A 23,532-nucleotide genomic window follows, 5' to 3' on the forward strand; every position below is an offset into this window, starting at 1 on the left:
GGAACCAAGCAGCCGGATCGACGGTTTGTACTTCGGTTGAACGCGAAAGCCGACAGCCATGCCCGACCTGGCATCCAATGAAACGGAAACAGATCGGACAAGAAGCCCGGAGGATTTCCCCGATTCACCTCGGAGCGACCCCCGGGCTTCGCTGTATCTGGATCCTGTCCTTCGCTTGCGCTACGGGCGTTCGGCGCAGCGATCGCATCCGGCTCGCCAGCGCGAGCCGGCGCTTCTCACCCCTTAGCCCTATCCACCGTCTCGATGGACGGGTTGGCGCGTAGCGCCGCGGCGATGTGGGTCAGGTGCTTGGCGTCCTTGACCTCGACATCGAAGTCCACGTCGAAGAAGTCCGCCTGGCGACGGTGCATGCGCAGGTTGACGATATTCCCGCCGGCCTCGCCGATCACCGTGCAGGCCTGGCCCAGCACGCCCGGGGCGTTGTGGATGGTGGCGGTCAGGCGCGAGAGAGTGACCGTGTTGCGCTCGGCCTCGGGCGTCCATTGCAGGTCGCGCCAGAGTTCCTCTTGGTCCTCGTATTCGGCCAGGGTCGCGCAGTCGATGGTGTGGATGGTCAGGCCCGTGCCGTCCGGCTCCAGGATGCCGACGATGCGGTCGCCGGGCACCGGAGTGCAGCAAGGGCCGAAATTCAGCGAGACGCCCGGCGTCAGGCCGCCGCCACGCACATAGAGCCGCGCGGCCTTGCCCCCCTCGATCCGGGTGGTGGCGGTGGCCGCCTCGCGGTCGGAGGCCTTGAGGCCCGGGAAGATCACGTCCAGCACCTGGGTCGGCGAGAGCCGTCCGCGGCCGATGTTCTCGAACAGCTCGTCCTCGCCGCCGACGGCGAAGCGCTCCAGAGCCGCGCGCAGGGAGACGTCCTTGCGCGCTTTGCCGGCCCGCTCAAAGGTCTGGTCGACCGTTGCGCGGCCCAGGCGCGTGAACTCTTCCTTCTCCGTCTGGCGGATGTGGCGACGGATCGCCGAACGGGCCCGGCCGGTGACGGTCAGCGAGCGCCAGTCCTGCGGCACCACGGGCTTGGGGCCACGCACCACCTCCACCACGTCGCCGTTCTGCAGGATAGTGCGCAGCGGCTTCAGCTCGCCGTTGATCTTCACCCCGATACAGGTATCGCCCACGTCGGTGTGGACGGCGTAGGCGAAGTCCAGGGACATGGCGCCTCGGGGAAGACTGACCAGCTTGCCCTTGGGGGTAAAGACGAAGGCCTGGTCGAGGTACATCTCGAGCTTGGCGTGCTCGACCAGCTCCTCGACGTCGCCGCCATGCTCCAGCACCTGGACCAGATGGCGTAGGTTGAGCAGCGGGTCGCGCCCGCCGGCGTCGGCCTGGGCCTCGGCGTCGAAGCCATAGGACTTGTCCTTGTAGCGCCAGTGCGCCGCCACCCCGTCCTCGGCCACCCGGTCCATGGCCTCGGTGCGGATCTGCATCTCGATGCGCATGCCCTTGGGGCCCACCACCGTGGTGTGGAGCGAGCGGTAGTTGTTGCGCTTGGGCGTGGAGATGAAGTCCTTGAACCGCTCGGGCACGCTGGGCCAAGCGCGGTGGATGACGCCGAGCGCCGCGTAGCAGTCGCTCTCGGAGTCGACGATCACCCGGAAGGCGTAGATGTCGGAGAGCTGGGAGAAGCCGATCGACTTGCGCTGTAGCTTTCGCCAGATCGAATAGGGGTTCTTCTCGCGCCCGAAGACCCGGGCCGAGATCCCGCCCGCCTCGAGCTTGGCGGCGATCTCGCCCGAGACCACGGCCACCGCCCCGCCCTGCTCGACGCGCAGGTTCTCCAGCCGCCGGCCGATGGCGTCGCGGGCCACCGGGTTCAGGTGCTCGAAGGCCAGCTCTTCCAGCTCCGAACAGATGCGGTGACAGCCGATTGAGCGCGCCAGGGGCGCGTAGATGTCCAGGGTCTCGCGAGCGATGCGCTCACGCTTGGCCGGGCTGGCGATGTAGTGAAGCGTGCGCATGTTGTGCAGGCGGTCGGCCAGCTTGACCATCAGGACGCGCACGTCCTTCGAGATGGCCAGGATGAACTTGCGCAGGTTCTCGGCCTGCTTGGTGTGCTCGCTGTTGAGCTCCAGCTTGGTGAGCTTGGTGACGCCCTCGACCAGTTCGGTGATCTCGGCGCCGAACAGGTTCTTGATGTCGTCCGGCGTGACCGGGGTGTCTTCGATCACATCGTGCAGCAGCGCCGTAACGATGGTCGAAGTGTCCAACCGATAGTCGGTCAGAATGCCCGCCACCTCGATGGGGTGGGCGAAATAGGGATCGCCGGAGGCGCGCTTCTGCGAGCCGTGCATGCGCATGGCGTAGACATAGGCGCGGTTGAGGATCGCCTCGTCCGCGGTCGGATCGTACGAGCGGACCTTCTCGATCAGCTCGTACTGACGCAGGAGTTTGGGACGCTTACTGGACGGCGCGTCCCTTTGGTCGGCGGGCGGTGAGGTCGCCGCCTTCAGGGTGAGGGGTTCTGGGCCTTCGAGGCTCAGTACCGCTCCTCCTGGCCGCCGTCCCGGTCGCTCTGAAGGGCGCGGACCAGTTCCAGCTCGCTCATCTGCATGTGGGTCGGATCGGCCAGCAGGGCGAGGGTTTCAGCCTCTTCCTCGGCTTCCGAGCGCTCGTCGACCCGCTGCAGGGTGCCGATCAGGTTCTCGCGTAGCTCTTCGGCGTCGACCACGTCGTCGGCGATCTCGCGCAGGGAGACAACCGGGTTCTTGTCGTTGTCGCGATCGACGAGAAGCTGGGCGCCGGCCGAAATGGCGCGGGCGCGATGGGCCGCCAGCAGCACGAGGCTGAAGCGGTTGGGAACCTTCTCGACGCAATCTTCGACGGTGACGCGGGCCATGGAATCCTCAGAGGAGCAGTAGAACCCTGCAAAATAGAGGTTTTGCGCTCATTGTGCAACGCCGCATGACCGCCGCGGCGTCCCGCCTCACCAGCGCAGGACGCGCGGACCGATCAGGGCGCCGAGCGCCGCGGGGATCAGCACCCCCGCCACATACCACACCGCCACGAAGGCCGGGGCGAGTTCCGGACAGTGGAAGGCATAGACCGCCGCACCCACGCCGCCCGCGAACAGGCCGGCCGCCGCCCCCGCCAACCGCAGCCGGGTGGGAGCCATTCGCCGCAGGACCAGGAGCGCCCCAGCCAGGGCCGGGACCGACAGCGTCGCCACCCGCCAGGGGCATTCGCGCCAGGTCCGACCCATGACGAGCTCATCACGCAGCTCCGCGGGGGCGCCCAGCAACTGGATCGCCGCGGTCATCCAGAGCAGTGCGAGGGGCGCCAGCGCCAGGGCGACCAGCCATGGCCTTGCCGCGCCGGGCCGCGCCAGCCGCGCGGCGGCGGCCAGGCCCGCCAAGGCCATGGCCAGGCCGAACCCGGCCTTGCCCCACCAGGCAGGCGTCTCGATCATCGTGGCCAGGCGCGGTTGCAGGCCCAGGGTGACCAGCATCAACCCCACCGCAGCCGCCACGCCGCAGGCGACGGCGAGAGCCCACCACCGCGCAGGGCGACCGACTGTCTCGGCCCCGGCGTTGCGGGCCAGCATCTCGGCGAGGTCGTCAGTGCGCATCGTCAGGCTTCACGACTGAACCTCGCCGCCAGGGCCTTCAAGCCCCTGTGCACGCCGATCTTCACCGCGGAAACCGACAGGCCGGTGCGGGCTGCGGTCTCGACGACGCTCAGACCCTCCAGCTTGACCATGCGGATGGGCTCGCGCTGCTTCTCCGGCAAGCTCTCCAGCATCACGCGGACATCCCGCTGGGCGTCGCTGGCTTCGTGTTCCACCTCGGCGAACAACACGTCGATGCGATCCTCCACCGGATCGTGCAGCGCCTCGCGACGGCGGTGGCGCCGATGCCAGTCGACCAGCTTGTAGCGCGCCACAGCGTAGGCCCAGGCGGTGAAGGGCTGATCGGCGTCGTAGGTGTGGCGTCGCGCATGCACCGCCAGCAGGGTCTCTTGCACCAGATCCTCGCAGTCCTCCGGCCAATTGGCCAACCGGCGCCGAAAAAAGGCGCGCAGGCGGGGGGTCAGGTCGCGCAGCAGGTCGCGATAGGCGGCCCCGTCGCCCGACAGGCCGTCGATCATCAGGCGCCGTAAGCGCTGTTCGATCTCCTGCACGCGCAGTCACGTCCATAAGTTCGTCGCCGAGACCCCTTCGGTTACAAGCTTCGCCGCGAAAAGAGAACCGCTCGCGGTCCGCGCCTCCGGCGAGAAATATTTCGGAGCCACTGTAACCTCCACGGCAGCGGCGGCGAATTCCTCACCGAGCCCGGGATCGACCCGGGCTCAAAACCACTGTGAGGACACCCATGCAGACCCAGACCCTCGTCGCCTCGGCGCTTTCCGCCCTGGCGCTCTCCGCCCTCGTCGCCGGCGCGGCGGCCGCGCAGACCGCCCCCGCCAAGCCGGAGGCCGCCACCGAGAAGTGCTACGGCGTCGCCAAGGCCGGCAAGAACGACTGCGCCGCTGGTCCCGGCACCACCTGCGCCGGCACGGCCAAGCGCGACTACCAGGGCAACGCCTGGGTCCACGTCGCGGCCGGCGCCTGCACCGCCATCAAGACGCCCAGGGGCATGGGCTCGCTGAGCCCGATCCCCGGCCGCTGATCCCAAGGCCGGAGCACGCCATGAACCACGACCTGACCGCCGGACTGGGCCTGAAGCCCTTCCACTATCATGAAGCGCTGGCCGCTTCGGCGGACGGGCTGTGGTTCGAGGTCCATCCCGAAAACTACATGGCGGACGGCGGGCCGAGGCTCGCCTGGCTCGAGCGCATCGGCGCCCGCCGTCCCCTGTCCTTCCATGGCGTGGCCCTGTCGCTCGCCGCGGACGCCGACCCCGATCGGGGCCATCTCGCGCGCCTGAAGAGCCTGGCCGACCGGTTCCAGCCGGCCCTCGTCTCCGAGCACCTGGCCTGGTCGGCTTGGCGGGGGGCCTACCATCCCGACCTGCTGCCCTTTCCGCGCACACGCCAAGCGCTCACCCGGATCGCGACCAACATACACCGGGCGCAGGACGCCCTCGGCCGCCCCATCGCCGTGGAGAACCCCAGCCACTACCTGCCCATCGACGGGCACGACTGGGGCGAGATCGATTTCCTGGCCGAGCTGGTCCGCCGCACCGGCTGCAGCTTGCTGCTGGACGTCAACAACGTCTTCGTCAGCGCCAACAATCTCGGCTTTTCGGCGGAAACCTATCTCGACGCCTTTCCGGGCGAACACGTCGCCGAAATCCACCTGGCCGGCCACGCCGAGGATCCGGACCTGGGCCGCGCCCTGCTGATCGACAGCCATTCAGCGCCTGTCGCCGATCAGGTCTGGGACCTTTACGAGCGGTTGGTCGCGCGGATCGGCTCCCGACCGACGCTGATCGAGCGCGACGAAGACATACCCGCCTTTGCCGAGCTCATGACCGACCGCGACCGCGCCCATGCGGTGCTGACAACCTCCGGCCGCCGGGTCGCCGCGTGAGCCTGCTCGCCGTCTGGCAGGACGCCTTCGCCGCGGGCCTGAGGGGCGCGGAGCATCCCCTGGCCGCGCATCCGGCCTTCGCTGTCTACCGCAATACGGTCTGGAAGGGCTGGATCGACGCCGTCGAGGCCAACTATCCCGCCGTCGCCTCGCTGACCGGTTCGGACTGGGCGCGCGCCGCCGGGGCCGCCTTCGCCGAGGTCCGCGCGCCGACCAATCCGATGATGTCGCTCTATGGCGAGGGTTTCGCCGACTTCCTGGCGGAATTCCCCCCGGCGGGTTCGCTTCCGTTCCTCCCCGACGTCGCCCGCCTCGATCGGGCCTGGACGGAGGCTCACCTGGCGGCGGACGCCCCCGTGCTCGAGCTCGGCGCCCTGGCGCAGCTTGACGCCGGCGCGATGGAGCGAACGCATTGTCGCCTGCATCCTTCGGTCCGCTTCGCCTGGTTCGCAACGACCATTCCGACGCTGTGGCTGGCCAATCGAACAGACTTCGAGGGCGGTGAACTGCTGCTCGACGATCGCCCTGAGGGCTTGCTGCTGGCGCGCCCGGCGGAAAGCGTCGAGGCGCTGGTCCTGGACGCGGCGGCCTTCGCCTTCCTCGACGCCTGCCGGAACGGCGCAACCCTGCTCGACTGCGCCATCGCCGCCCTGGCCGCCGATCCCAAGGCCGATCTTGGCGGCCTTCTGGGCCGCCTGATCGGCTTCGGCGCCTTCACCGACTTCTTCCCCATCGACCCGGAGCCCCTCCATGTCCCTGCTTGAAACCGCCCGCGCGCCGTTCGCCCTGGCGGGCGCGGCCGCCGAACGCGCGCTGCCGCAAGCCCTCCTGTCGTTCGTCGCCCGCCTCGGCATAGCCGGGGTCTTCTGGCAGTCCGGACGCACCAAGGTCGACGGCCTGCTGAACCTGCGCGACGGGACCTATGTGCTCTTCGCCGAGGAATACAGGGTGCCGGTGATCCCGAGCGACATCGCCGCCCACCTGGCGACCTACGCCGAGCACGCCTTCCCCATTCTGCTGGTCCTGGGCCTGTTCACCCGCTTCGCGGCCCTCGCCCTGCTCAGCATGACCCTGGTGATCCAGGTCTTCGTCTATCCCGACGCCTGGCCGACGCACCTGTCCTGGGCCGCGATCCTGATCTTCCTCGTCGGCCGTGGCGGCGGCGCCTGGTCGCTGGACCGCTCGCTCAAGATCGCCTGACAGACGACTGGACCGGGCTCGCGTCCAGACCCACTGTCGCGCCGACGGCGAGCTCGGCGGCCGTTTTGCCGAGCACGGGATGGCGCCACCCTGGGGCGATCTCGGCCAGGGGACCCATGACGAACAGCCGCTCGTGAGCGCGAGGGTGCGGCAGGATGAGGTCGGGATCGTCCGACACCGTTCGGCCATGGGCGATGAGGTCGAGATCGAGCGTCCGCGCCGCGTTCCGCGCACCACGTTCGCGCCCGAACGCCGCCTCGAGGCTGAACAATGTTCGGATTACGTGTTCCGGGGGCTGTCGAGCCTCGACAAGCACGACGCCGTTGCGATACTCCTGGCCGGTCGGGTCCGGCCAGGCGGCGGAGCGCCACCAGGACGACCGGGCCACCAGGGGCAATCCCGCCTCTGCGAAACGCGCGAGCGCTGCTTCGAGAAGGGCTTCGGACGACCCAAAGTCGCCGGCGATATTTCCGCCAAGGGCGATGATGACCGCCTCGTCCGGGTTCAAGCCCAACGCCCCATTTCCAGGATTTCCGCAACCATGACGTTCTACCCCACCGACAGGCTCGCGCTCTTCATCGACGGCGCGAACCTGTATTCGGCCGCCAAGGGGCTGGGCTTCGATATCGACTATCGCAAGCTGCTGGAAGAGTTCCGCCAGCGCGGCGTGCTGATCCGGGCCTACTACTACACCGCCCTCGTCGAGGATCAGGAATACTCCCCGATCCGCCCGCTGGTGGACTGGCTGGACTACAACGGCTTCCGCCTGGTGACGAAGCCCGCCCGTGAATACACCGACGCCCAGGGCCGCAAGCGTTGGCGCGGCGACATGGACGTGGAGATCGCCGTCGACATGCGGGAGAGGGCCGGCCATGCCGACCTCCTGGTGCTGTTGTCGGGCGACGGCGACTACCGGGTCCTGGTCGAGGCCGTGCAGCGCAAGGGCGCGCGGGTGACCGTGGTCTCCACCGTGAAGTCCCAGCCGCCGATGGCGTCCGACGACCTGCGCCGCCAGGCCGACAGCTTCGTGGACCTGGCCGACCTGGCCGACATCATCGGCCGGCCGTCGCGCCTGCCGCGCTTCATCCAGGAAAGCCGCACCGCCCCGGCCGACCGCGACGCGGACGCCGATATCGACGCCGAGGCCTGATGTCGGTCGCGCTTTGGGGCGCGGAGCCTCCTCGCGACTGCCCGCTCTGTCCGCGGCTGGTGGCCTATCGCCAGGCCAACCGCGCCCAGAACCCCGACTGGTGGAACGGCCCCGCGCCGTCCTTCGGCGATCCCGACGCGCGCCTGCTGGTGGCAGGCCTGGCGCCCGGCCGCACCGGGGCCAACCGCACCGGCCGGCCGTTCACCGGCGATGGCGCCGGCTGGATGCTCTACGAGACCCTGATCAAGACGGGCTTCGCGCGCGGCGTTTACAAGGCCGATCCTGCTGACGGGCTGGAACTGGTCGATTGCATGATCACCAACGCGGTGCGCTGCGCCCCGCCCGGCAACAAGCCCGAGACCAGCGAAGAGAACACCTGCCGTCCGTTCCTGACCGCCCGGCTGGAGGCCCTGCCCCGGCTCAAGGTCATCGTCACCCTGGGCGACGTCTCGCGGCGCAATGTGCTGAAGGCGCTGGGACTGAAGGCCTCGGCGGGCCTTCCGGGTCATGGGACCGAGTTCCAGGCCGGGCCCTATGTGGTGCTGAACAGCTACCACTGCTCGCGGCTCAACACGAACACCGGCCGGCTGACGGGCGAGATGTTCGAGGCCGTCTTCCGCCGGGCGCGAGAACTGGTGGACGAATGACGGTCCACAGTTGTCGCACCGAGGCCAATTAGGACGAAGCTCGCCGTTCGGACCGCGCGGCCTCCCAGACCTCGCGCGCGGCGTCGGCATTCATCAACGCGATACCGAGCCCCACAATCAGGTCCGGCCATGCCGAACGCCAGACCAGGGCGGTGACGAAGCCCGCGGAGATGATGGCGACATTTGCAAGCGCGTCATTGCGCGCTGACAGGAACGCCGCCTTGGTCAGGCTGCCTTCCCGGTGGCGATGGCGAGCGAGCATGACGGCGCAGGCTAGGTTCACCCCCAGCGCACCGAGGCCCGCGATCGAGAGCGGGACCGGATCGGGCGCGACAAGGGTGTTGAACTTGTCCCACGCCGTCCACAGCGTCGCGATCCCGGGCACAAGGAGGATCGCGGCGAGCAGCATGCCGACCGAGGCGCGACGCCGCGCCGTCCAGCCCAGAGCCGCCAGGATCAGCAGGTTGACCGAAGCATCTTCAAGAAAGTCGATCGAGTCGGCGAACAACGAGACAGACCCGATGGTGCTCGCCACGGCGAACTCCACGCCAAAATAGGCGAAATTCAGGAGCGCCACGAGCACCAGGACCTTACGAAGCGACGGGTCGGCGCCGTTTGAAGCCTCGTCGTTCATCACCCCTCCAGGCGCGGGGCGCGCTGCGGTCAGCGCCCCGGTCGGCTCCAGTAGAAGTACCGCCAGGCCGGCTTGAACCCGAAGGCGCGATAGAGCGAGCGGGCGGTGGTGTTGGCTTCCTCCACCTGCAGGAAGACCCGGTCGATGCCGCGCGCCTGGGCCGCGCCGGCCAGGCCCGCCAGCACGCGGCCTGCCAGCCCTTGGCCGCGACGGGTGAGATCGGTGCGCATGCCATGCACGCTGGCCCAGCCCTGGCCGAAAGCCGCCACGCCCACCGCCACCGTCCGGCCGTCCTCCCGCACCCCGCCATAGACGGCGTCCGGAGAGCGCGTGAGCGCGGCCACGCGATTGGCGCCGTCAGCGGGATCGAAGCCCTCGCCGGTGAACACGCCCGCCCAGCCCTCGTCGGGCGCGTCGGCGACCTGCGCGGGCGCGCCGCGGGCCGAAACGATCATGGCGGCCGGCGAGCTCAGCTTCACCAGGGTCGGCTGCTCGAAGCCATAGCCCCGCCGCGTCAGTTCGGCGCGCACGGGCGCCAGGCCAGGCAGATCGGCCAGGCGGAAGGCCGGCTCCAGTCCGTGCTCGGCGAAGGCCGCCTCGATGCGGTCTAGGATCGCGGGCGAGAAGGCGGGATCGTGGCGCAGCGGGACCGCGCTCTTGGCGCGGCGGATCGTGCCGGGCTCAAGGGCTATCAGCCAGCGCTCGATCTCGACGGCCTTGCGCGGCGCGACGGCGGCGAGCGTCGCGCGTTCGATGGCCTCGACGTCCATCAGCCTTTGTCCCGCATCAGCCGGGCCTTATCGCGCTGCCAATCGCGCTCGGCCGTCGCTTCGCGCTTGTCGTGGGTCTTCTTGCCCTTGGCGAGCGCGATCTCCAGCTTGGCCAGGCCCTTCTCGTTCCAATAGAGCTTGGTCGGGATGAGGGTGCGCCCCTCGCGCTGAACGGCGCCGATCAGCTTGTCGAGTTGCTTCCTGTGCAGCAACAGCTTCCGGTGACGGCGCGGCTCGTGGTTGAAGCGGTTGGCCTGGGCGAAGGGCGGGATGTCGGCGTTGATCAGCATCACCGCGTCGCCCTCGACCGAGGCGTAGGACTCCGCGATATTGGCCCGCCCGTTGCGCAGCGACTTGACCTCGCTCCCGGTCAGGACGAGGCCGGCCTCAAAGGTCTCCTCGAGGAAATAGTCGTACCGCGCGCGGCGGTTCTCGGCGATCAGCTTGCCCGCCATCAGACGAGCCCGGCTTCCCGCATTCCGGCCAGCACCTCGGCCCGCGAGGCTTCGGAGGCGGGCGTGATCGGCAGGCGCGCGAACGCCTCGCACAGACCCAGATGCTCCAGGGCGAACTTGGTCGGCGCCGGCGAGGCGTCCGAGAACAGCGACTTGTGCAGGCGGAACAGCCGATCCTGCCAGTAGAGGGCGGTCTTCCAGTCGTCGGCCATGGCGGCGTTGTAGAAGGTCGCGCAGATGTCGGGCGCCACGTTCGAGGTCACCGAGATGCAGCCGTGGCCGCCGTGGGCCATGTAGCCCAGCGCCGTCAGATCGTCGCCCGACAGCATCACCCAGTCCTCCCCGCACAGCAGGCGCTGCATGGTGGCCCGGGTCATGTCGCCGGTGGCGTCCTTGATCCCCACGATATTGGGCAGCTTGGCCAGCCGCGCCAGGGTGGTGTCGGCGATGTCGACGCTGGTCCGGCCCGGCACGTTGTAGACCAGCACTGGAAGCTGCACGGCTTCGTTGATCGCCGCGTAGTGGGCGTGGAGGCCCTCCTGGCTGGGGCGATTGTAATAGGGCGTCACCACCAGGGCGGCGTCGGCGCCGACGGTCTTGGCGTGGCGGACCAGTTCGATGGCCTCGGCGGTGGAGTTGGAGCCGGCGCCGGCGATCACCGGGACGCGGCCGGCGGTCACCTTCACGCACAGTTCGACCACACGGCGGTGCTCGTCGTGACTGAGGGTCGCTGTCTCACCCGTGGTGCCGACGGGCACCAGGCCGTGGACGCCGCCGGCGATCTGCCGTTCGACGAGGGCTACGAAAGCCTGCTCATCCAGCGCGCCGTCGCGGAACGGCGTCACCAAGGCTGGCATGACGCCCTTGAACAAAGGTTGTGACATGGTCTGCAAAAAGCCGTGAAAGCGAGGCCTGTTAATTGCGGCCTCAAGATTTGGCCGGACAATATGGCGCGGGGCCCCCACGCCGCAACACATCTAGTTCCATATCATGAGACCGGAGTTCGCCGACTTGGCTTCCAAGGCCCGCAAACTGATCCTGAGCGCCAGCGCCGCGATCCTCGTGACCAGCGTCGCGCAGGCGCAGCCTGTGTCCGCGCCTCGGGCCGATGGAGGGCCCCGCCCGCTCGAACTGACGCAGACGCCGCAGACCGCCTATCGCCAGCCCTTGTCGGACGCCGATTCCGCCGCCCTGCGCAGCGCCCTGGACGCGGCCAAGCGCGCCGACGTCACCGGCGCGCGATCGGCCATCGGCATGATCGGCGACCCGATCGCCCGCAAGATCGCCACCTGGGCCCTGGTCGACGCGGCCGCCGAGTCGCTGTCGTTCTTCGAAGTGGACCAGGCGCGTCGCGACCTGGCCGGCTGGCCGCGCGGCCAGCGCAGGCTGCTGGCGTCCGAGAAACTGCTGGAGACCTCCGGTCAAGATCCGCAGCGAATCATCGCCTGGTTCGGCGGCGGCGCGCCGCAGAGCGCCGAGGGCGCCATGGCGCTGGCTGCGGCCTATCAGGCGACCGGCAAGCCCCAGGAAGCCGCCGACCTGATCCGCGGCTTCTGGCGCGACAAAATCTTCGAGGCCGCTCCGCAGAAGGCCATGCTCACCCGCTTCGGCGCCGTGCTGACGCCGCAGGACCACATCCGGCGCGCCGACATCGTCCTTTACGGCTCGCAGGGTCCCGCGGCGCGCGACATGCTGCCCCTGCTGCCGCCCGATCACCTGGCCCTGGCCGAGACGCGGATCGCGTTCCGCGCCGGGTCGGTCAACGCCAACGACCTGGCCGCCGCCCTGCCCGCCGACCTCCTCAACCACCCGGGCCTGGCCTTCGAGCGCGCCGCCTACTACCGCAAGCGCAACCTCGAGACCCTGGCCCTGGCCCAGGTCCGCTATTTCCCAGTCGAGGTCCCCCACGCCGAGATGGCCGACCGGATCTGGGACGAGCGCTACCGCCTGGTGCTGTTCGCGCTTCGCAACGGCGACACCCAGGGCGCCTACGCCGCAGCCGCCAACAGCGGCCTGAAGTCCGGCGGCGACGCGGCGGACGCGGAGTTCTACGCCGGCTGGCTGGCGCTCAACCGGCTGCGCAATCCGGCCCAGGCCGACATCCATTTCGCCAACCTGGAAGTGATCGGCTCCTCGCCGATCACCAAGGGCCGGGCGCTCTACTGGCGCGGCCGGACGGCCGAGGCGGCGGGCGACCGCGCCAAGGCCGACGCCTTCTATGGCGCGGCGGCGCGCCACAACACCACCTTCTACGGCCTTCTGGCCGGCGAGAAGGTCGGCGGCGGGCGCCTGACCCTGGGCCAGGACCCGGCGGTCACCCAGGCCGACCGCGCCCGGTTCGAGGCCCGCGAATCGGTGCGCGCGGCGCGCCTGCTCTACGAGATGGGCGACAAGGACCGCTTCCGCGCCTTCGTACTGGCCCTCGACGACGTGCTACCCACCGCCGAGGAACAGGCCCTGCTGGTCGACCTGGCCCGCGGCTACGGTGACCAGGACACCTCGATGAAGGTGGTCCGCACGGCCGCACAGCGCGGCTTCATCCTGCCCGGCAGGGGCTATCCTGTGCGCACCCCGCCCCAGGTGATGGGCGCGCCGGAAACCGCCCTGACGCTCGGCATCACCCGCCAGGAGAGCGGCTTCGACCCCATGGTGCGCTCTGGTGTGGGCGCGCGCGGCATGATGCAGCTGATGCCGGCCACCGCGGCGATGACCGCGCGCAAGGTGGGGCTGACCTACGCCCCGTCCATGCTGGACGATCCCGACTACAACATGCAGCTAGGCCAGGCCTATCTGGGCCAGATGGTGGGAACCTTCTCCGGCTCCTATCCGATGGCCATCGCCGCCTACAACGCCGGCCCCGGCCGGCCCAGCCAGTGGATCGCCTTCTGCGGCGACCCGCGCGGCGGCGGAACCGACCCGGTCGACTTCATCGAGTGCATTCCGTTCTCCGAGACGCGGAACTACGTGATGCGGGTGATGGAGGGGATGCAGGTCTATCGCGCCAAGCTGAACGGCGGCTCGGCCCCGATCACCCTGTCGGCGGACCTGAAACGCGGTGGTTACGGGGCCTATGCGGGCCCCACCCAGACATCGCCGGCGCCCCTGCCGATCGGCAGGGCGAGCACGCCGGTCCCGAATCCTCAGTAGGCGCCTAGTCGGCCACCAGGCCGTGCATCAGGCCGTCGAGGGTGACCGCGATCAGTTCGTCGGTGGGAGCCCATTCGAAGTTCGGCCGGGTAATCGTCAAGGTGACGACGCCATGGCAGGAGGCCCACAGGGCCTGGGCCGCCGAATCGGCGGTGCCGGTGCGCAGCCGCCCCTCGGCCGCGATCTCGCGGACCACGCCGGAGAAGACGTCATAGCAACGCGCGCCCATGTCGGCGGTGCCCTCGTGCCAGACGCCCGAGATCTGCCGGGCGCCGGAGAACACCAGCTCGTAGGCGTTGGGATGCTCGAACCCCCAGCGCATGTAGCTCTCGAGCATCAGCTTGACGCGGGTGGCCGCGTCCACCGGCTTGGTGGCGATGGCGCTGTTGCGCTCCAGGAGCTGTCCGATCGTGCGCTCGCAGATCTCGAGCAGGATGCAGCCCTTGTCGGGGAAGTGCATGTAAAGGGCGGTCGAGGACACGCCCACTTCGTCGGCGATCTTGCGGATCGTCGCGCCTTCATAGCCCTCGGCGACGAAGATGCGCTCGGCGGCCTCCAGGATCTCGGCCCGGCGAAGATGGCCGTCGCCCTTGGGTTTGCGGGCCGAGCGTCGCGCGGTCACTGCCGTGGTCACTGGAATCCTTCCGACATCTGAACAACTCAGCGGAAACCAAAACCACAGCCATGGCAAGTCCGCCGCCGGAAGGTGAGGCATTTCCGTGACTAAGGCCACAGCGTAGATTCAGATGCGCTGCAAAGCCGCGGCTTGACGGAACCTAGACAGCGGGAGCCATCTTTCTCTTGGGGATGTCCCGAGGATTGGAAGCGACCATGAAACTGCCGGACGACCAACTGCAACGCCTGGCCCTGCACAGCGCCTTCGGCCTTCACCTCATCGCCAAGTGGATGGCTGGGCGCACCGATGTGGACCCTGAGATCCGCGACCGCTTGAGCGTCCACATCGCGGCCCTGGAAGGCGTTTTCGCCTTCAACGGCCATGACTGGATCAAGGAAGAGATCGAAAGCACCGAAGCGGCGCTGCAAAGCCACTAGTCGCGAGGCTGGACGGCCGGGCGTCCAAACGGCTAGTGCGGGACGATGAGCAAGATCGCCCCCGCCGTCGCCGAGGCTCCCGGCGTCATGCGCACCACCGGCTGGAGCGACTACGCCCTGCTGGACAGCGGCGATGGGCGCAAGCTGGAGCGCTACGGCCCCTATTCGGTGGTGCGGCCCGAGCCCCAGGCCCTGTGGACGCCGACGCTGCCCCGCGAGACCTGGGACCGGGCCGACGCGGTCTTCGATCCCAGCGACGAGGAGGACGCCGGCCGCTGGCGCTTCCAGGGCAAGCCCAAGGAAAGCTGGCCCATGGCCTGGGGCGAGGCCCGGTTCCAGGCCCGCTTCACCGCCTTCCGCCATCTGGCCTTCTTCCCGGAGCAGGCCGCCAATTGGGCCTGGCTGGACCAGAGGATTCGCGCAATCAGCGGTCAGCCCAAGGTGTTGAACCTGTTCGGCTATACCGGCGTGGCCAGCCTGGTCTGCGCCGCCGCCGGCGCGGCCGTCACCCATGTGGACGCCTCGAAGAAGGCCATCGGCTGGGCGCGGGAGAACGCGACGCTGTCGGGGCTGGAGGACCGGCCGATCCGCTGGATCTGCGAGGACGCCCGCCGCTATGTGCAGCGCGAGGCGCGCCGGGGTTCGCGCTATGAGGGGATCATCCTCGATCCGCCGAAATACGGCCGCGGACCCGACGGCGAGGTGTGGCGGCTGTTCGAGAACCTGCCTGAACTTTCGACCCTATGCGCTGAACTTCTTTCGGAAAATGCGTCCTTCCTGCTGCTCAACGCCTATGCCGAGCGCATCTCGGGTGCGGCCCTGGCCGGCCTGCTGGCCGACAAGCTCGGTGACCGCGGCGGCAGGATCGAATGGGGGGAACTCGCCCTGGTGCAGGACGGCGGCGAGCGGCAGGTGGGCATGAGCTTCTACGCCCGGTGGGCCGCGTGACCGGCCGCGCGGTCACGTCGCTGACCAATCCGACGGTGAAGGCCGTCCGCGCCCTGCATCTGCGCAAGGAGCGGGACGAGACCGGCCTGTTCGTCGCCGAGGGGCTGAAGATCGTCACCGAGGCGGTGGAGCTGGGCCATGCGCCCCGTATCCTGATGTACGGCCAGGAGGCCCAGGGCCATCCCCTGCTCCGCCAGGCGATCTCGGCCACCCAGGCCGCGCACGGCGAGGTCATCGAGGTCACCCAGGACATCCTCGCCAAGGTCTCGCGGCGCGACAATCCCCAGGCGGTTGTCGGCGTCTTCGCCCAGGCCTTCACGGCGCTTTCCGACCTGAAGCCACAGGCCGCCCCCTGTTTCGTGGGTCTGCACCGGGTGCGCGATCCCGGCAACCTGGGAACCATCGTGCGCACCGCCGACGCCGCGGGCTGCGGGGCGGTGATCCTGGTGGGCGAGTGCTGCGACCCGTTCTCGGTGGAGGCCGTGCGCGCCACCATGGGCTCGATCTTCGCCGTGCCGATCGTCAAGGCCACCGAGGCCGACTTCGCCGCCTGGCGCGCCGGCTGGCCCGGATCGGTGGTGGGCACCCTGCTCACCGCCGAGGTCGACCATCGCCAGGCGACCTACGCCAAGCCGGCCCTGGTGCTAATGGGCAACGAGCAGCAGGGGCTGACACCGGACATGGCCGCGCTGTGCGACGTCAACGTCAAGATCCCGATGCGTGGACGCGCCGACAGCCTGAACCTGTCGGTGGCGACGGGGATCATGATCTACGCGGCGACCTAGGTCCCGCGCGGCTTGGCCCGGGCCGTGGGCGCCGCAGTCGCGGGGTCCTCGGGCCAGACGTGCTTTGGATAGCGGCCGCGCATGTCGGCGCGGACATCCTTCCAAGACCCTCTCCAGAAGCCGGGCAGGTCCTTGGTCACCTGCACCGGGCGATGGCCGGGCGACAGCAGCGAGAGCGTGATCGGCTGGCCGCCGATGCTGGGATGCTCGCCCAGCCCGAACACTTCCTGCACCCGCACATCGACCCTCGGCCCGCCCTCGGCGGCGTAGTCGATGGCGAAGCTGTTGCCGGTGGGGGCCGTCCAGCGGGTCGGCGCGGCGGCGTCGAGGCGGCGCTGCTGGTCCCAGGGGATCAGGGCGCGGACCGCCCCGTCGAGGGTGTCGGGCTTCAGGGCGGCCAGGGAACGGACACCCAACAGCAGGGGCCAGAGCCAGTCTTCAAGCCGGTCTAGCAAGGCCGCGTCGGAGAAATCAGGCCAGGCCTCGCCCTCTCGGCCCCGCAGGAAGGCCGCGCGCTGGCGCAGGCCGGAGGTCGAGTCGCTCCACGGAAGGGCGCCCAGACCCTCGGCGCGCACGCGATCGGCCAGGGCGGCAGCGATCAGGGCCGGGTCGGGCCGCTCATCGATCTCTTCACGTAGGGCCAGGCGGCCCAGGCGCACGATCCGCTTGGCGCGCAGGCGTCCGCCGCCGCTCTCCTCCAGACGGGTCTCGGTCTCGAGCTGGCCGGCGAAGACCCTGGCGAGGTCGGCCTCGTCCAGCGGCGCGGCCAACAGGATGCGGTCGCGACGTTCGCCGCCGCCCAGTTCGGCCACCGCTAGCCATTTCTCACGGGCGAGCGCATCGGTGGGCTCCACGAAGGCGCCGCGGCCGCTGGCGAGCTGGAACTCGCCCGAGCCGCCGCGCGCCTTGGCTATCCGCTCGGGATAGGCGAAGGCCAACAGCAGGCCGTCGTCCAGATGGGCCTCGCGCCCGGCCCGGCCCGCCAGGCCCGCCCAGCGGTCGGCCAGGGCGCGGGCGTCGCGGGCGCGGGGCGTGCGGTCGCGTTCGAAGCCTTCTAAGCGGTGGCGCAGGTCGGCGTCGCGTCCGCCCAGGCCGCGTTCGGTGACCAGGGCGGCGATCTGCGCGGCGCGGCCGCCCTGCCCGCTCAGTTGCGCCTTCAGCACCATGTGGGCCAGGCGCGGCGCTAGGGGGAACTCGGCCAGGGCCTCGCCGTGAGCGGTGAGTACGCCATCGTCGGTCAAGGCCTCCAAGCGCCGCAGCAGGGCGCGGGCCTCGGCGAACGCGGCGGCCGGGGGCGGATCGAGGAATGCCAGGTTCGCCGCGTCCTTGGCGCCCCATCGCGCCAAGTCGAGCGCCAGGCCCGACAGGTCGGCGTCCAGGATCTCGGGATCGGCATAGGCCGGCAAGGCGCGGGTCTCGGCCTCGTCCCACAGCCGATAGGCGACGCCGGGCTCCGTGCGGCCGGCGCGGCCCCGGCGCTGGTCGGCGGCGGCGCGGCTGACGCGGACGGTGGCCAGGCGGGTCAGGCCGCTCGATGGGTCGAACCGGGGGACGCGCGCCACCCCCGAATCGATCACCACCCGCACGCCCTGGATGGTCAGACTGGTCTCGGCGATCGAGGTGGCCAGCACGACCTTGCGGACCCCGTCGGGCGGCGGGGAGATGGCGCGGTCCTGCTCGGCGGCGTCCAGGGCGCCGTAGAGCGGCGCGATCCGCACGTCGGGCCGCCGGACGCGTTCGGCCAGCAGGTCGGCGGTGCGGCGGATCTCCCCCTGCCCCGGCAGGAAGACCAGGACGCTGCCGGTCTCTTCGGCCAGGGCCCGCTCCACGGCGCGGACCACGCGGTCCTCCAGGCGCAGCCGATCGTCGCGGCCCAGATAGCGGGTGACCACCGGATGAGCGCGGCCCTGGCTCTCAATCACCGGGGCCTGGTCCAGCAGCGCGCCTACCGCGGCCCCATCCAGGGTCGCCGACATCACCAGGATGCGCAGGTCCTCGCGCAGCAGGCTCTGCGAGTCGCGGGCCAGCGCCAGGCCGAGGTCGGCGTCCAGGCTGCGCTCGTGGAATTCGTCGAAGATCACCGCACCGACGCCGTCCAGGGTTGCGTCGGAGAGGATCATCCGGCTGAACACCCCCTCGGTGACCACCTCGATGCGGGTCCGGGCCGAGACCTTCGACTGCATCCGCACCCGGTAGCCGACCGTGTCGCCGACCCGCTCGCCGAGCGTCAGGGCCATGCGTTCGGCCGCAGCGCGGGCGGCCAGACGTCGCGGCTCCAGCATGATGATCTTGCGCCCGGCCAGCCAGGCCGCGTCCAGCAGGCGCAGGGGAACGACCGTGGTCTTGCCCGCCCCTGGCGGCGCCACAAGCACGGCCGACGTCCGCTCGGAGAGCGCCGTCCTCAGCGCGGGCAAAATTTCCTCGACCGGGAGCATGAGGCGGTCTAGCCGGGCCGCCTTCCCGCGCCAAGCGGGCGCTCATTCCCCAGGCGCCCAGATTGGCGCAATCGGCCGCTGCGCGTTGGCGCTTGACCGCGAGCCAGACAAAAGGCCACGTAACGCCAAATCATGACCGAGCGGCGGGGGCCGCCGGAACTCCTGGAGGAAATATGTGGCGAGTTAAATCGCTCGACGCGATTCTTGCGACTGCCGAGAAAAAGTCGCTGCACCGCTCGCTGGGTCCATTCCAGCTCACCATGCTCGGCATCGGGGCCATCATCGGCACCGGGATTTTCGTGCTCACCGCCGAGGCGGCCCAAAAGGCCGGGCCCGGCATGATCGCGGCCTTCATCATCGCCGGGTTCGTCTGCGCGGTCGCCGCGCTCTGCTACTCCGAAATGTCTTCCATGGTCCCGGTTTCCGGGTCCGCCTACACCTACAGCTACGCTGTCATGGGCGAGATGATGGCCTGGATGGTCGGCTGGGCGCTGATCCTGGAATACGCCGTGGCCGCCGGAGCGGTCTCCGTAGGCTGGTCCGGCTATGTGGTCGGGCTGGTGGAGAACGCCTTCAATATCGACATCCCCAGCGCCCTGGTTCTCGGGCCGATGGACGGCGGGATCGTCAATCTGCCCGCCGCCCTTATCGCCCTGGTGGTGACCGCCCTGCTGGTGGTCGGCACCCGGGAATCGGCGACGGTCAACGCCTTCCTGGTGGCCGTGAAGGTCGCCGCCCTGTCACTGTTCTGCGTCCTGGCCCTGCCGGTGATGAAGATGGAGAATTTCGAGCCCTTCGCCCCGCTCGGCATGGCCGGGATCTCGGCGGCGGCGGCCTCGATCTTCTTCGCCTATGTCGGCTTCGACGCGGTCTCGACCGCGGCCGAGGAGACCAAGAATCCACAGCGGAACATGCCGATCGGCCTGATCGGCTCGCTGGGCATCTGCACCATCTTCTACATCCTGGTCGCCATGGGCGTGATCGGCGGCGTCGGCGCCCAGCCGGTGATGGACGCCAGCGGCGCGGGCCTGCGTCCCGGCAGCCCGGAACTCACGGCGGCCTGCGCCTCGCTCGCCGACAGCCACGTGGTCTGCTCCAAGGAAGCCCTGGCCTGGACCCTGCGCCAGATCGGCTGGCCGCAGATCGGCAATCTGCTGGGCCTGGCCGCCGGCCTCGCCCTGCCCTCGGTCATCCTGATGATGATGTTCGGCCAGACCCGGATCTTCTTCGTCATGAGCCGAGACGGCCTGCTCCCGGCGGTGTTCTCGAAGGTGCATCCCACCTTCCACACCCCCTATGTGATCACCATCATCACCGGCCTGTTCGTTTCGGCCTTCGCCGCCTTCTTCCCGGTGGGCGTCCTGGCCGACATCTCGAACTCGGGCACGCTGTTCGCCTTCGCCATGGTGGCGATCGCGGTGATGGTGCTGCGCAAGACCGATCCCGACCGCAAGCGCCCGTTCCGGACGCCCGCGGTGATGCTCGTCGCGCCCCTGGCCGCGCTCGGCTGCGTCTATCTGTTCTTCAGCCTCTCGACCGAGACCAAGCTGATGTTCGTCGGCTGGGCCGCCATCGGCCTGGTGGTCTACTTCCTCTACGGCCGCAGCCGCAGCCATGTGGGTCGTGGGATCATCGACGTGCCGGAACTGGCGGCCGATGCGCCTCCGGGCCCGGTGCCGCCGATGCCCGGCGCACCGTCTCCGACGGATCGCCGAGCCTGATAAGGAGAGACCCGGGTTCGCCCGGGTCTTTTCATATGGGCCTCAAGGCCCGATGCTAGGGCCATGAGCACCGAACCGCCCATCCGCGCCCTGATCGCGCCCGTAACGCCCCTGGCGCAGAACTGCACCATCGTATGGTGCGCCAAGACCCGAAAGGCCGCGATCATCGATCCGGGCGGCGAGGTCCCCCGCCTGCTGGAGGCCCTGAAGGCGCACGACCTGACACTCGAGAAGATCTGGATCACCCACGGCCACCTGGACCATGCCGGCGGGACCCAGGCGCTGAAGGAGATCACCGGTTGCCCCATCGAGGGGCCGCATCCGGACGACGCCTTCTGGATCGACGACATCGGGACCTCCGGCGCGCGCTGGGGCATGCCCGAGGCCAAGACCTTCACCCCTGACCGCTGGCTGGCCGACGGCGACATCGTCACCCTCGGGGAGACCCAGTTCGAGGTCTATCACTGTCCCGGCCACACCCCGGGCCATGTGGTGTTCTTCCACCGCGAGGCGCGCTTCGCCCAGGTGGGCGACGTGCTGTTCCAGGGTTCCATCGGCCGCACGGACTTCCCGCGCGGCAATCATCAGCAGCTCATCGATTCCATCACCGGCCGGCTCTGGCCGCTGGGCGACGACGTCGCCTTCGTGCCCGGCCACGGCCCCATGTCGACCTTCGGCGCCGAACGGCGCACCAATCCGTTCGTGGCCGACGAGGTCCTGGCCGACGCATGATGCTTTCAAGCGTGAAATCCGGACGTTACGGAACGACGTAAGGATAGCGCGGATGCAGACCTCGAACGAACAGACCCCGCCCGCCCCGCGGATCCTGATGGTCGATGACGACCCAGGCATCCGCGACGTCGTCTCCGATTTCCTCGGCAAGCACGGCTACGCCGTCGAGACCGCGGGAGACGCGCGCGAGATGGCCCAGGCGCTGGAACGCGGCCCCGTCGACTTGATCGTGCTGGACGTCATGCTGCCTGGCGAGGACGGCCTGGCCATCTGCCGCCGCCTGGCGGTGGGCGACGGCCCGCCGATCATCATGCTGTCGGCCATGGGCGAGGACACCGACCGCATCGTCGGTCTGGAGCTCGGCGCCGACGACTACCTGTCCAAGCCCTGCAATCCGCGCGAGCTGCTGGCCCGGGTGCGCGCAGTGCTGCGCCGGGCCGAACAGCGCGGCCAGGCCGGCGCGGCCACTGCCGGCTGCGAGTTCGCGGGCTGGCGCTTCGACCTGGTCCGGCGTGAGCTGCGCTCCCCGCAGGGGGTGGTGGTCAACCTGTCGTCGGGCGAGTTCTCCCTGCTGCGCACGTTCGTGGAGCGGCCACAGCGGGTGCTGACCCGTGACCAGCTACTGGAATTCGCGCGCGGCCCCGACTCCGACGCCTTCGACCGGGCCATCGACGTGCAGATCAGCCGGCTGCGGCGTAAGCTGGACGACGGCGGCGGCCAGGACCTGATCCGCACGATCCGCAACGAGGGCTACATGTTCACCGCCAAGGTGAAGCGCACGTGAGGTTCCCCTGGTCAGGACGACCGACGGCCTCACTGTTCGGCCAGCTCCTGGCCCTGATCGGCATCAGCCTGGTGGCCGCCCAGATCATCAGCCTGACGATGTTGTTCAACCTGCCGCCGCCGGCCCCGGACTTCTATCGGATCAGCGAGATCGTCGCGGCCTTCCGCGGCGCCACGCCAACCTTCACGGAACGCCCGCCGCTGACGGTCAAGATCGTCGACTCCGCGCCAACCCAGGTGATGGAAGGCCGGATCGCGCCGCTGATCCGCCATCAACTGGCCGTGTCCCTGGGCGTGCCCGACGAACGGGTGGTGATCGCCTCGACATCGCGCTTCCCCGTCTCGGACCGCCGGGTGTTCCGCATCGTGCGCGACCGCATGGCGCGCGACGGCGGCGAGCGCGAGGAGCATTTCCTGATCGCGCCGTTCGACGTGGCGGTCCGGCAACCCGACGGCAAGTGGATGGTGGTCCGGCCCGAGCGCGGTATCGGCCTCGATCCCTGGCAGCAGCGGATCATCCTGTGGTTCCTGCTCTCAGGCCTGGCCATGGTCCCGGTGGCCTATGTGTTCGCGCGACGCCTCTCGGCGCCCATCGGCCTGTTCGCCGACGCCGCCGAGCGGCTGGGCCGCGATCCCCGCGCCGCGCCGCTGTCGCTGAAGGGTCCAGCCGAGGTGGCCATCGCCGCGCGGGCGTTCAACGACATGCAGGAACGCCTGCGCCGCTATGTCGAGGACCGCACCGCCATGGTCGGAGCCATCGCCCACGACCTACGCACCCCGCTCACCCGCCTGCGGTTCCGCATCGAGAGCGCGCCCGAGGACACCCGCGCCAAGATGGTCGCCGACATCGATCAGATGGAGGAGATGATTTCCGCGGCCCTGACTTTCGTGCGCGACGCCACCCGCGCCGGAGCGCGGACGCCGCTGGAGCTCTCGTCGCTGCTGGAAAGCGTCTGCGACGAGATGGCCGAGACCGGGGCCGACACCGAGGTCGAGCGCGGCGAGAAGGTGGTGTTGCATGGCGATCCGGTGGCCCTGCGCCGGATGTTCACGAACCTGCTCGACAACGCGGTCAAGTACGGCGGCCGGGCCCGGGCGCGGGTGTTCCGCGACGGCGCCAGCGCCGTGGTCGAGATCGAAGACGACGGTCCCGGTATCCCGGCCGAGGACCGCGAACGGGTCTTCGAACCCTTCTATCGCCGCGAACCCTCGCGCAGCCGCCAGACCGGCGGCATCGGCCTGGGCCTGGCCGTGGTGCGTTCGGTGGCCCGTGGCCACGGCGGCGACGTGTCCCTGGTCAACCGTGAGGGCGGCGGGCTGACGGCGCGGGTCCAGCTGCCGCTCTAAGCATTTGTTGCTTCACCGCAATTGTCGGGTAACGCCGGTCTGGTCTTGAAAGACCTACGCCCCGGTGAACCTGACGGTTGGCCACGGTTCAGGTAGAGCAGACTAGGCGGTAGTGACGATTTAGGATTCCCTGACTGGCGCTGTTCTGATTCAACGCTTCTCTTTGGAGGGTGTGTTGGAAGGCGAGGTTCTTCGGGACGATCAGTGGGCGCGGATCGAGCCGTTCGTGCCGGGCGGTCG

Annotated in this window: 25 protein-coding genes; 14 read left to right on the forward strand and 11 right to left on the reverse strand. The window is 69.5% G+C overall.

Annotation, left to right across the window (positions count from 1 at the left end; translation table 11 throughout):
* Window positions 1-236: 236 nt before the first annotated feature.
* The 4 genes from Q8Q77_RS07420 to Q8Q77_RS07435 all read right to left on the reverse strand — a co-directional run bounded on the left by Q8Q77_RS07420 (window position 237) and on the right by Q8Q77_RS07435 (window position 4,134).
* Window positions 237-2,468, reverse strand: a complete 2,232-nt coding sequence (locus Q8Q77_RS07420; protein WP_305582730.1) for a bifunctional (p)ppGpp synthetase/guanosine-3',5'-bis(diphosphate) 3'-pyrophosphohydrolase — start codon at window positions 2,466-2,468, stop codon at window positions 237-239.
* Between the two features lie 26 nt (window positions 2,469-2,494).
* The gene (rpoZ, locus tag Q8Q77_RS07425; protein ID WP_305582688.1) at window positions 2,495-2,854 is read right to left on the reverse strand and encodes a DNA-directed RNA polymerase subunit omega; all 360 of its coding nucleotides are present in this window, start codon (window positions 2,852-2,854) and stop codon (window positions 2,495-2,497) included.
* Window positions 2,855-2,941: 87 nt separating this feature from the next.
* Complete coding sequence (locus tag Q8Q77_RS07430) at window positions 2,942-3,583, reverse strand: DUF1109 domain-containing protein (RefSeq protein WP_305582690.1); 642 nt, start codon at window positions 3,581-3,583, stop codon at window positions 2,942-2,944.
* 2 nt (window positions 3,584-3,585) lie between these two features.
* The gene (locus Q8Q77_RS07435; RefSeq protein ID WP_305582692.1) at window positions 3,586-4,134 is read right to left on the reverse strand and encodes a sigma-70 family RNA polymerase sigma factor; all 549 of its coding nucleotides are present in this window, start codon (window positions 4,132-4,134) and stop codon (window positions 3,586-3,588) included.
* 191 nt (window positions 4,135-4,325) lie between these two features.
* Here Q8Q77_RS07435 and Q8Q77_RS07440 point away from each other — a divergent pair, with 191 nt between their 5' ends.
* Genes Q8Q77_RS07440 through Q8Q77_RS07455 form a run of 4 tightly spaced genes read left to right on the forward strand, consistent with a single transcriptional unit; the run spans window position 4,326 to window position 6,685 of the window.
* Complete coding sequence (locus Q8Q77_RS07440; RefSeq protein WP_305582693.1) at window positions 4,326-4,622, forward strand: DUF2282 domain-containing protein; 297 nt, start codon at window positions 4,326-4,328, stop codon at window positions 4,620-4,622.
* A gap of 20 nt (window positions 4,623-4,642) precedes the next feature.
* Window positions 4,643-5,485, forward strand: coding sequence for a DUF692 domain-containing protein (locus Q8Q77_RS07445; protein ID WP_305582694.1), 843 nt, complete (start codon window positions 4,643-4,645; stop codon window positions 5,483-5,485).
* Window positions 5,482-6,249, forward strand: coding sequence for a DNA-binding domain-containing protein (locus tag Q8Q77_RS07450; RefSeq protein WP_305582696.1), 768 nt, complete (start codon window positions 5,482-5,484; stop codon window positions 6,247-6,249). The genes Q8Q77_RS07445 and Q8Q77_RS07450 overlap by 4 nt, the downstream gene beginning before the upstream one ends.
* Window positions 6,236-6,685 (forward strand): DoxX family protein, encoded by a 450-nt coding sequence (locus tag Q8Q77_RS07455; RefSeq protein WP_305582698.1) that lies wholly within the window; start codon window positions 6,236-6,238, stop codon window positions 6,683-6,685. Before Q8Q77_RS07450 ends, Q8Q77_RS07455 begins: the two co-directional genes overlap by 14 nt.
* Here the strand turns inward: Q8Q77_RS07455 and folK are convergent.
* Window positions 6,672-7,193 (reverse strand): 2-amino-4-hydroxy-6-hydroxymethyldihydropteridine diphosphokinase, encoded by a 522-nt coding sequence (folK, locus tag Q8Q77_RS07460; protein ID WP_305582700.1) that lies wholly within the window; start codon window positions 7,191-7,193, stop codon window positions 6,672-6,674. The genes Q8Q77_RS07455 and folK overlap by 14 nt on opposite strands.
* 33 nt (window positions 7,194-7,226) lie before the next feature.
* Between folK and Q8Q77_RS07465 the strand changes: the two genes are divergently transcribed.
* Together Q8Q77_RS07465 and Q8Q77_RS07470 are read left to right on the forward strand one after the other, a co-directional pair.
* The gene (locus Q8Q77_RS07465) at window positions 7,227-7,835 is read left to right on the forward strand and encodes an NYN domain-containing protein (RefSeq protein WP_305582702.1); all 609 of its coding nucleotides are present in this window, start codon (window positions 7,227-7,229) and stop codon (window positions 7,833-7,835) included.
* Window positions 7,835-8,482, forward strand: a complete 648-nt coding sequence (locus Q8Q77_RS07470) for a uracil-DNA glycosylase (RefSeq protein WP_305582704.1) — start codon at window positions 7,835-7,837, stop codon at window positions 8,480-8,482. Before Q8Q77_RS07465 ends, Q8Q77_RS07470 begins: the two co-directional genes overlap by 1 nt.
* A gap of 28 nt (window positions 8,483-8,510) precedes the next feature.
* On the opposite strand, the gene Q8Q77_RS07475 is transcribed toward Q8Q77_RS07470, so the two are convergent.
* From Q8Q77_RS07475 to dapA, 4 genes are read right to left on the reverse strand one after another with little or no spacing between them, the layout of a single operon-like run.
* Entirely contained in the window at window positions 8,511-9,116 is a 606-nt protein-coding gene (locus Q8Q77_RS07475) for a cation transporter (RefSeq protein ID WP_305582706.1), read from the reverse strand.
* A gap of 29 nt (window positions 9,117-9,145) precedes the next feature.
* Window positions 9,146-9,886, reverse strand: a complete 741-nt coding sequence (locus tag Q8Q77_RS07480; protein WP_305582708.1) for a GNAT family N-acetyltransferase — start codon at window positions 9,884-9,886, stop codon at window positions 9,146-9,148.
* Window positions 9,886-10,341, reverse strand: a complete 456-nt coding sequence (gene smpB / locus Q8Q77_RS07485) for an SsrA-binding protein SmpB (RefSeq protein ID WP_305582710.1) — start codon at window positions 10,339-10,341, stop codon at window positions 9,886-9,888. Before smpB ends, Q8Q77_RS07480 begins: the two co-directional genes overlap by 1 nt.
* The gene (gene dapA, locus Q8Q77_RS07490) at window positions 10,341-11,225 is read right to left on the reverse strand and encodes a 4-hydroxy-tetrahydrodipicolinate synthase (RefSeq protein WP_305582712.1); all 885 of its coding nucleotides are present in this window, start codon (window positions 11,223-11,225) and stop codon (window positions 10,341-10,343) included. Before dapA ends, smpB begins: the two co-directional genes overlap by 1 nt.
* A 106-nt stretch (window positions 11,226-11,331) precedes the next feature.
* Here dapA and Q8Q77_RS07495 point away from each other — a divergent pair, with 106 nt between their 5' ends.
* A complete protein-coding gene (locus tag Q8Q77_RS07495; protein WP_305582714.1) occupies window positions 11,332-13,488 on the forward strand; it encodes a lytic transglycosylase domain-containing protein in 2,157 nt (718 codons plus the stop codon).
* A 4-nt stretch (window positions 13,489-13,492) separates the two neighbouring features.
* On the opposite strand, the gene Q8Q77_RS07500 is transcribed toward Q8Q77_RS07495, so the two are convergent.
* Window positions 13,493-14,122, reverse strand: a complete 630-nt coding sequence (locus Q8Q77_RS07500; protein WP_371130425.1) for a TetR/AcrR family transcriptional regulator — start codon at window positions 14,120-14,122, stop codon at window positions 13,493-13,495.
* Window positions 14,123-14,319: 197 nt separating this feature from the next.
* On the opposite strand from Q8Q77_RS07500, the gene Q8Q77_RS07505 reads away from it, so the two are divergent.
* From Q8Q77_RS07505 to Q8Q77_RS07515, 3 genes are read left to right on the forward strand one after another with little or no spacing between them, the layout of a single operon-like run.
* Complete coding sequence (locus tag Q8Q77_RS07505) at window positions 14,320-14,541, forward strand: hypothetical protein (protein ID WP_305582716.1); 222 nt, start codon at window positions 14,320-14,322, stop codon at window positions 14,539-14,541.
* 54 nt (window positions 14,542-14,595) lie between these two features.
* The gene (locus tag Q8Q77_RS07510; protein WP_305582734.1) at window positions 14,596-15,489 is read left to right on the forward strand and encodes a class I SAM-dependent methyltransferase; all 894 of its coding nucleotides are present in this window, start codon (window positions 14,596-14,598) and stop codon (window positions 15,487-15,489) included.
* On the forward strand, window positions 15,486-16,274 hold the full coding sequence (locus tag Q8Q77_RS07515; protein ID WP_305582718.1) for an RNA methyltransferase: 789 nt from the start codon (window positions 15,486-15,488) through the stop codon (window positions 16,272-16,274). The genes Q8Q77_RS07510 and Q8Q77_RS07515 overlap by 4 nt, the downstream gene beginning before the upstream one ends.
* On the opposite strand, the gene hrpB is transcribed toward Q8Q77_RS07515, so the two are convergent.
* Window positions 16,271-18,709 (reverse strand): ATP-dependent helicase HrpB, encoded by a 2,439-nt coding sequence (gene hrpB, locus Q8Q77_RS07520; protein WP_305582720.1) that lies wholly within the window; start codon window positions 18,707-18,709, stop codon window positions 16,271-16,273. The two genes, Q8Q77_RS07515 and hrpB, sit on opposite strands and share 4 nt — an antisense overlap.
* A gap of 173 nt (window positions 18,710-18,882) precedes the next feature.
* On the opposite strand from hrpB, the gene Q8Q77_RS07525 reads away from it, so the two are divergent.
* The 4 genes from Q8Q77_RS07525 (at window position 18,883) to Q8Q77_RS07540 (ending at window position 23,292) form a co-directional block, all read left to right on the forward strand.
* The gene (locus Q8Q77_RS07525) at window positions 18,883-20,430 is read left to right on the forward strand and encodes an amino acid permease (protein ID WP_305582722.1); all 1,548 of its coding nucleotides are present in this window, start codon (window positions 18,883-18,885) and stop codon (window positions 20,428-20,430) included.
* A 63-nt stretch (window positions 20,431-20,493) separates the two neighbouring features.
* A complete protein-coding gene (locus tag Q8Q77_RS07530) occupies window positions 20,494-21,162 on the forward strand; it encodes an MBL fold metallo-hydrolase (protein WP_305582724.1) in 669 nt (222 codons plus the stop codon).
* Between the two features lie 52 nt (window positions 21,163-21,214).
* Window positions 21,215-21,946, forward strand: a complete 732-nt coding sequence (locus Q8Q77_RS07535) for a response regulator (RefSeq protein ID WP_305582726.1) — start codon at window positions 21,215-21,217, stop codon at window positions 21,944-21,946.
* Window positions 21,943-23,292 (forward strand): cell wall metabolism sensor histidine kinase WalK, encoded by a 1,350-nt coding sequence (locus Q8Q77_RS07540; protein ID WP_305582728.1) that lies wholly within the window; start codon window positions 21,943-21,945, stop codon window positions 23,290-23,292. The genes Q8Q77_RS07535 and Q8Q77_RS07540 overlap by 4 nt, the downstream gene beginning before the upstream one ends.
* Window positions 23,293-23,532 lie beyond the last annotated feature (240 nt).

The sequence above is a fragment of the Phenylobacterium sp. genome, from assembly GCF_030698145.1.
Lineage (GTDB): Bacteria > Pseudomonadota > Alphaproteobacteria > Caulobacterales > Caulobacteraceae > Phenylobacterium.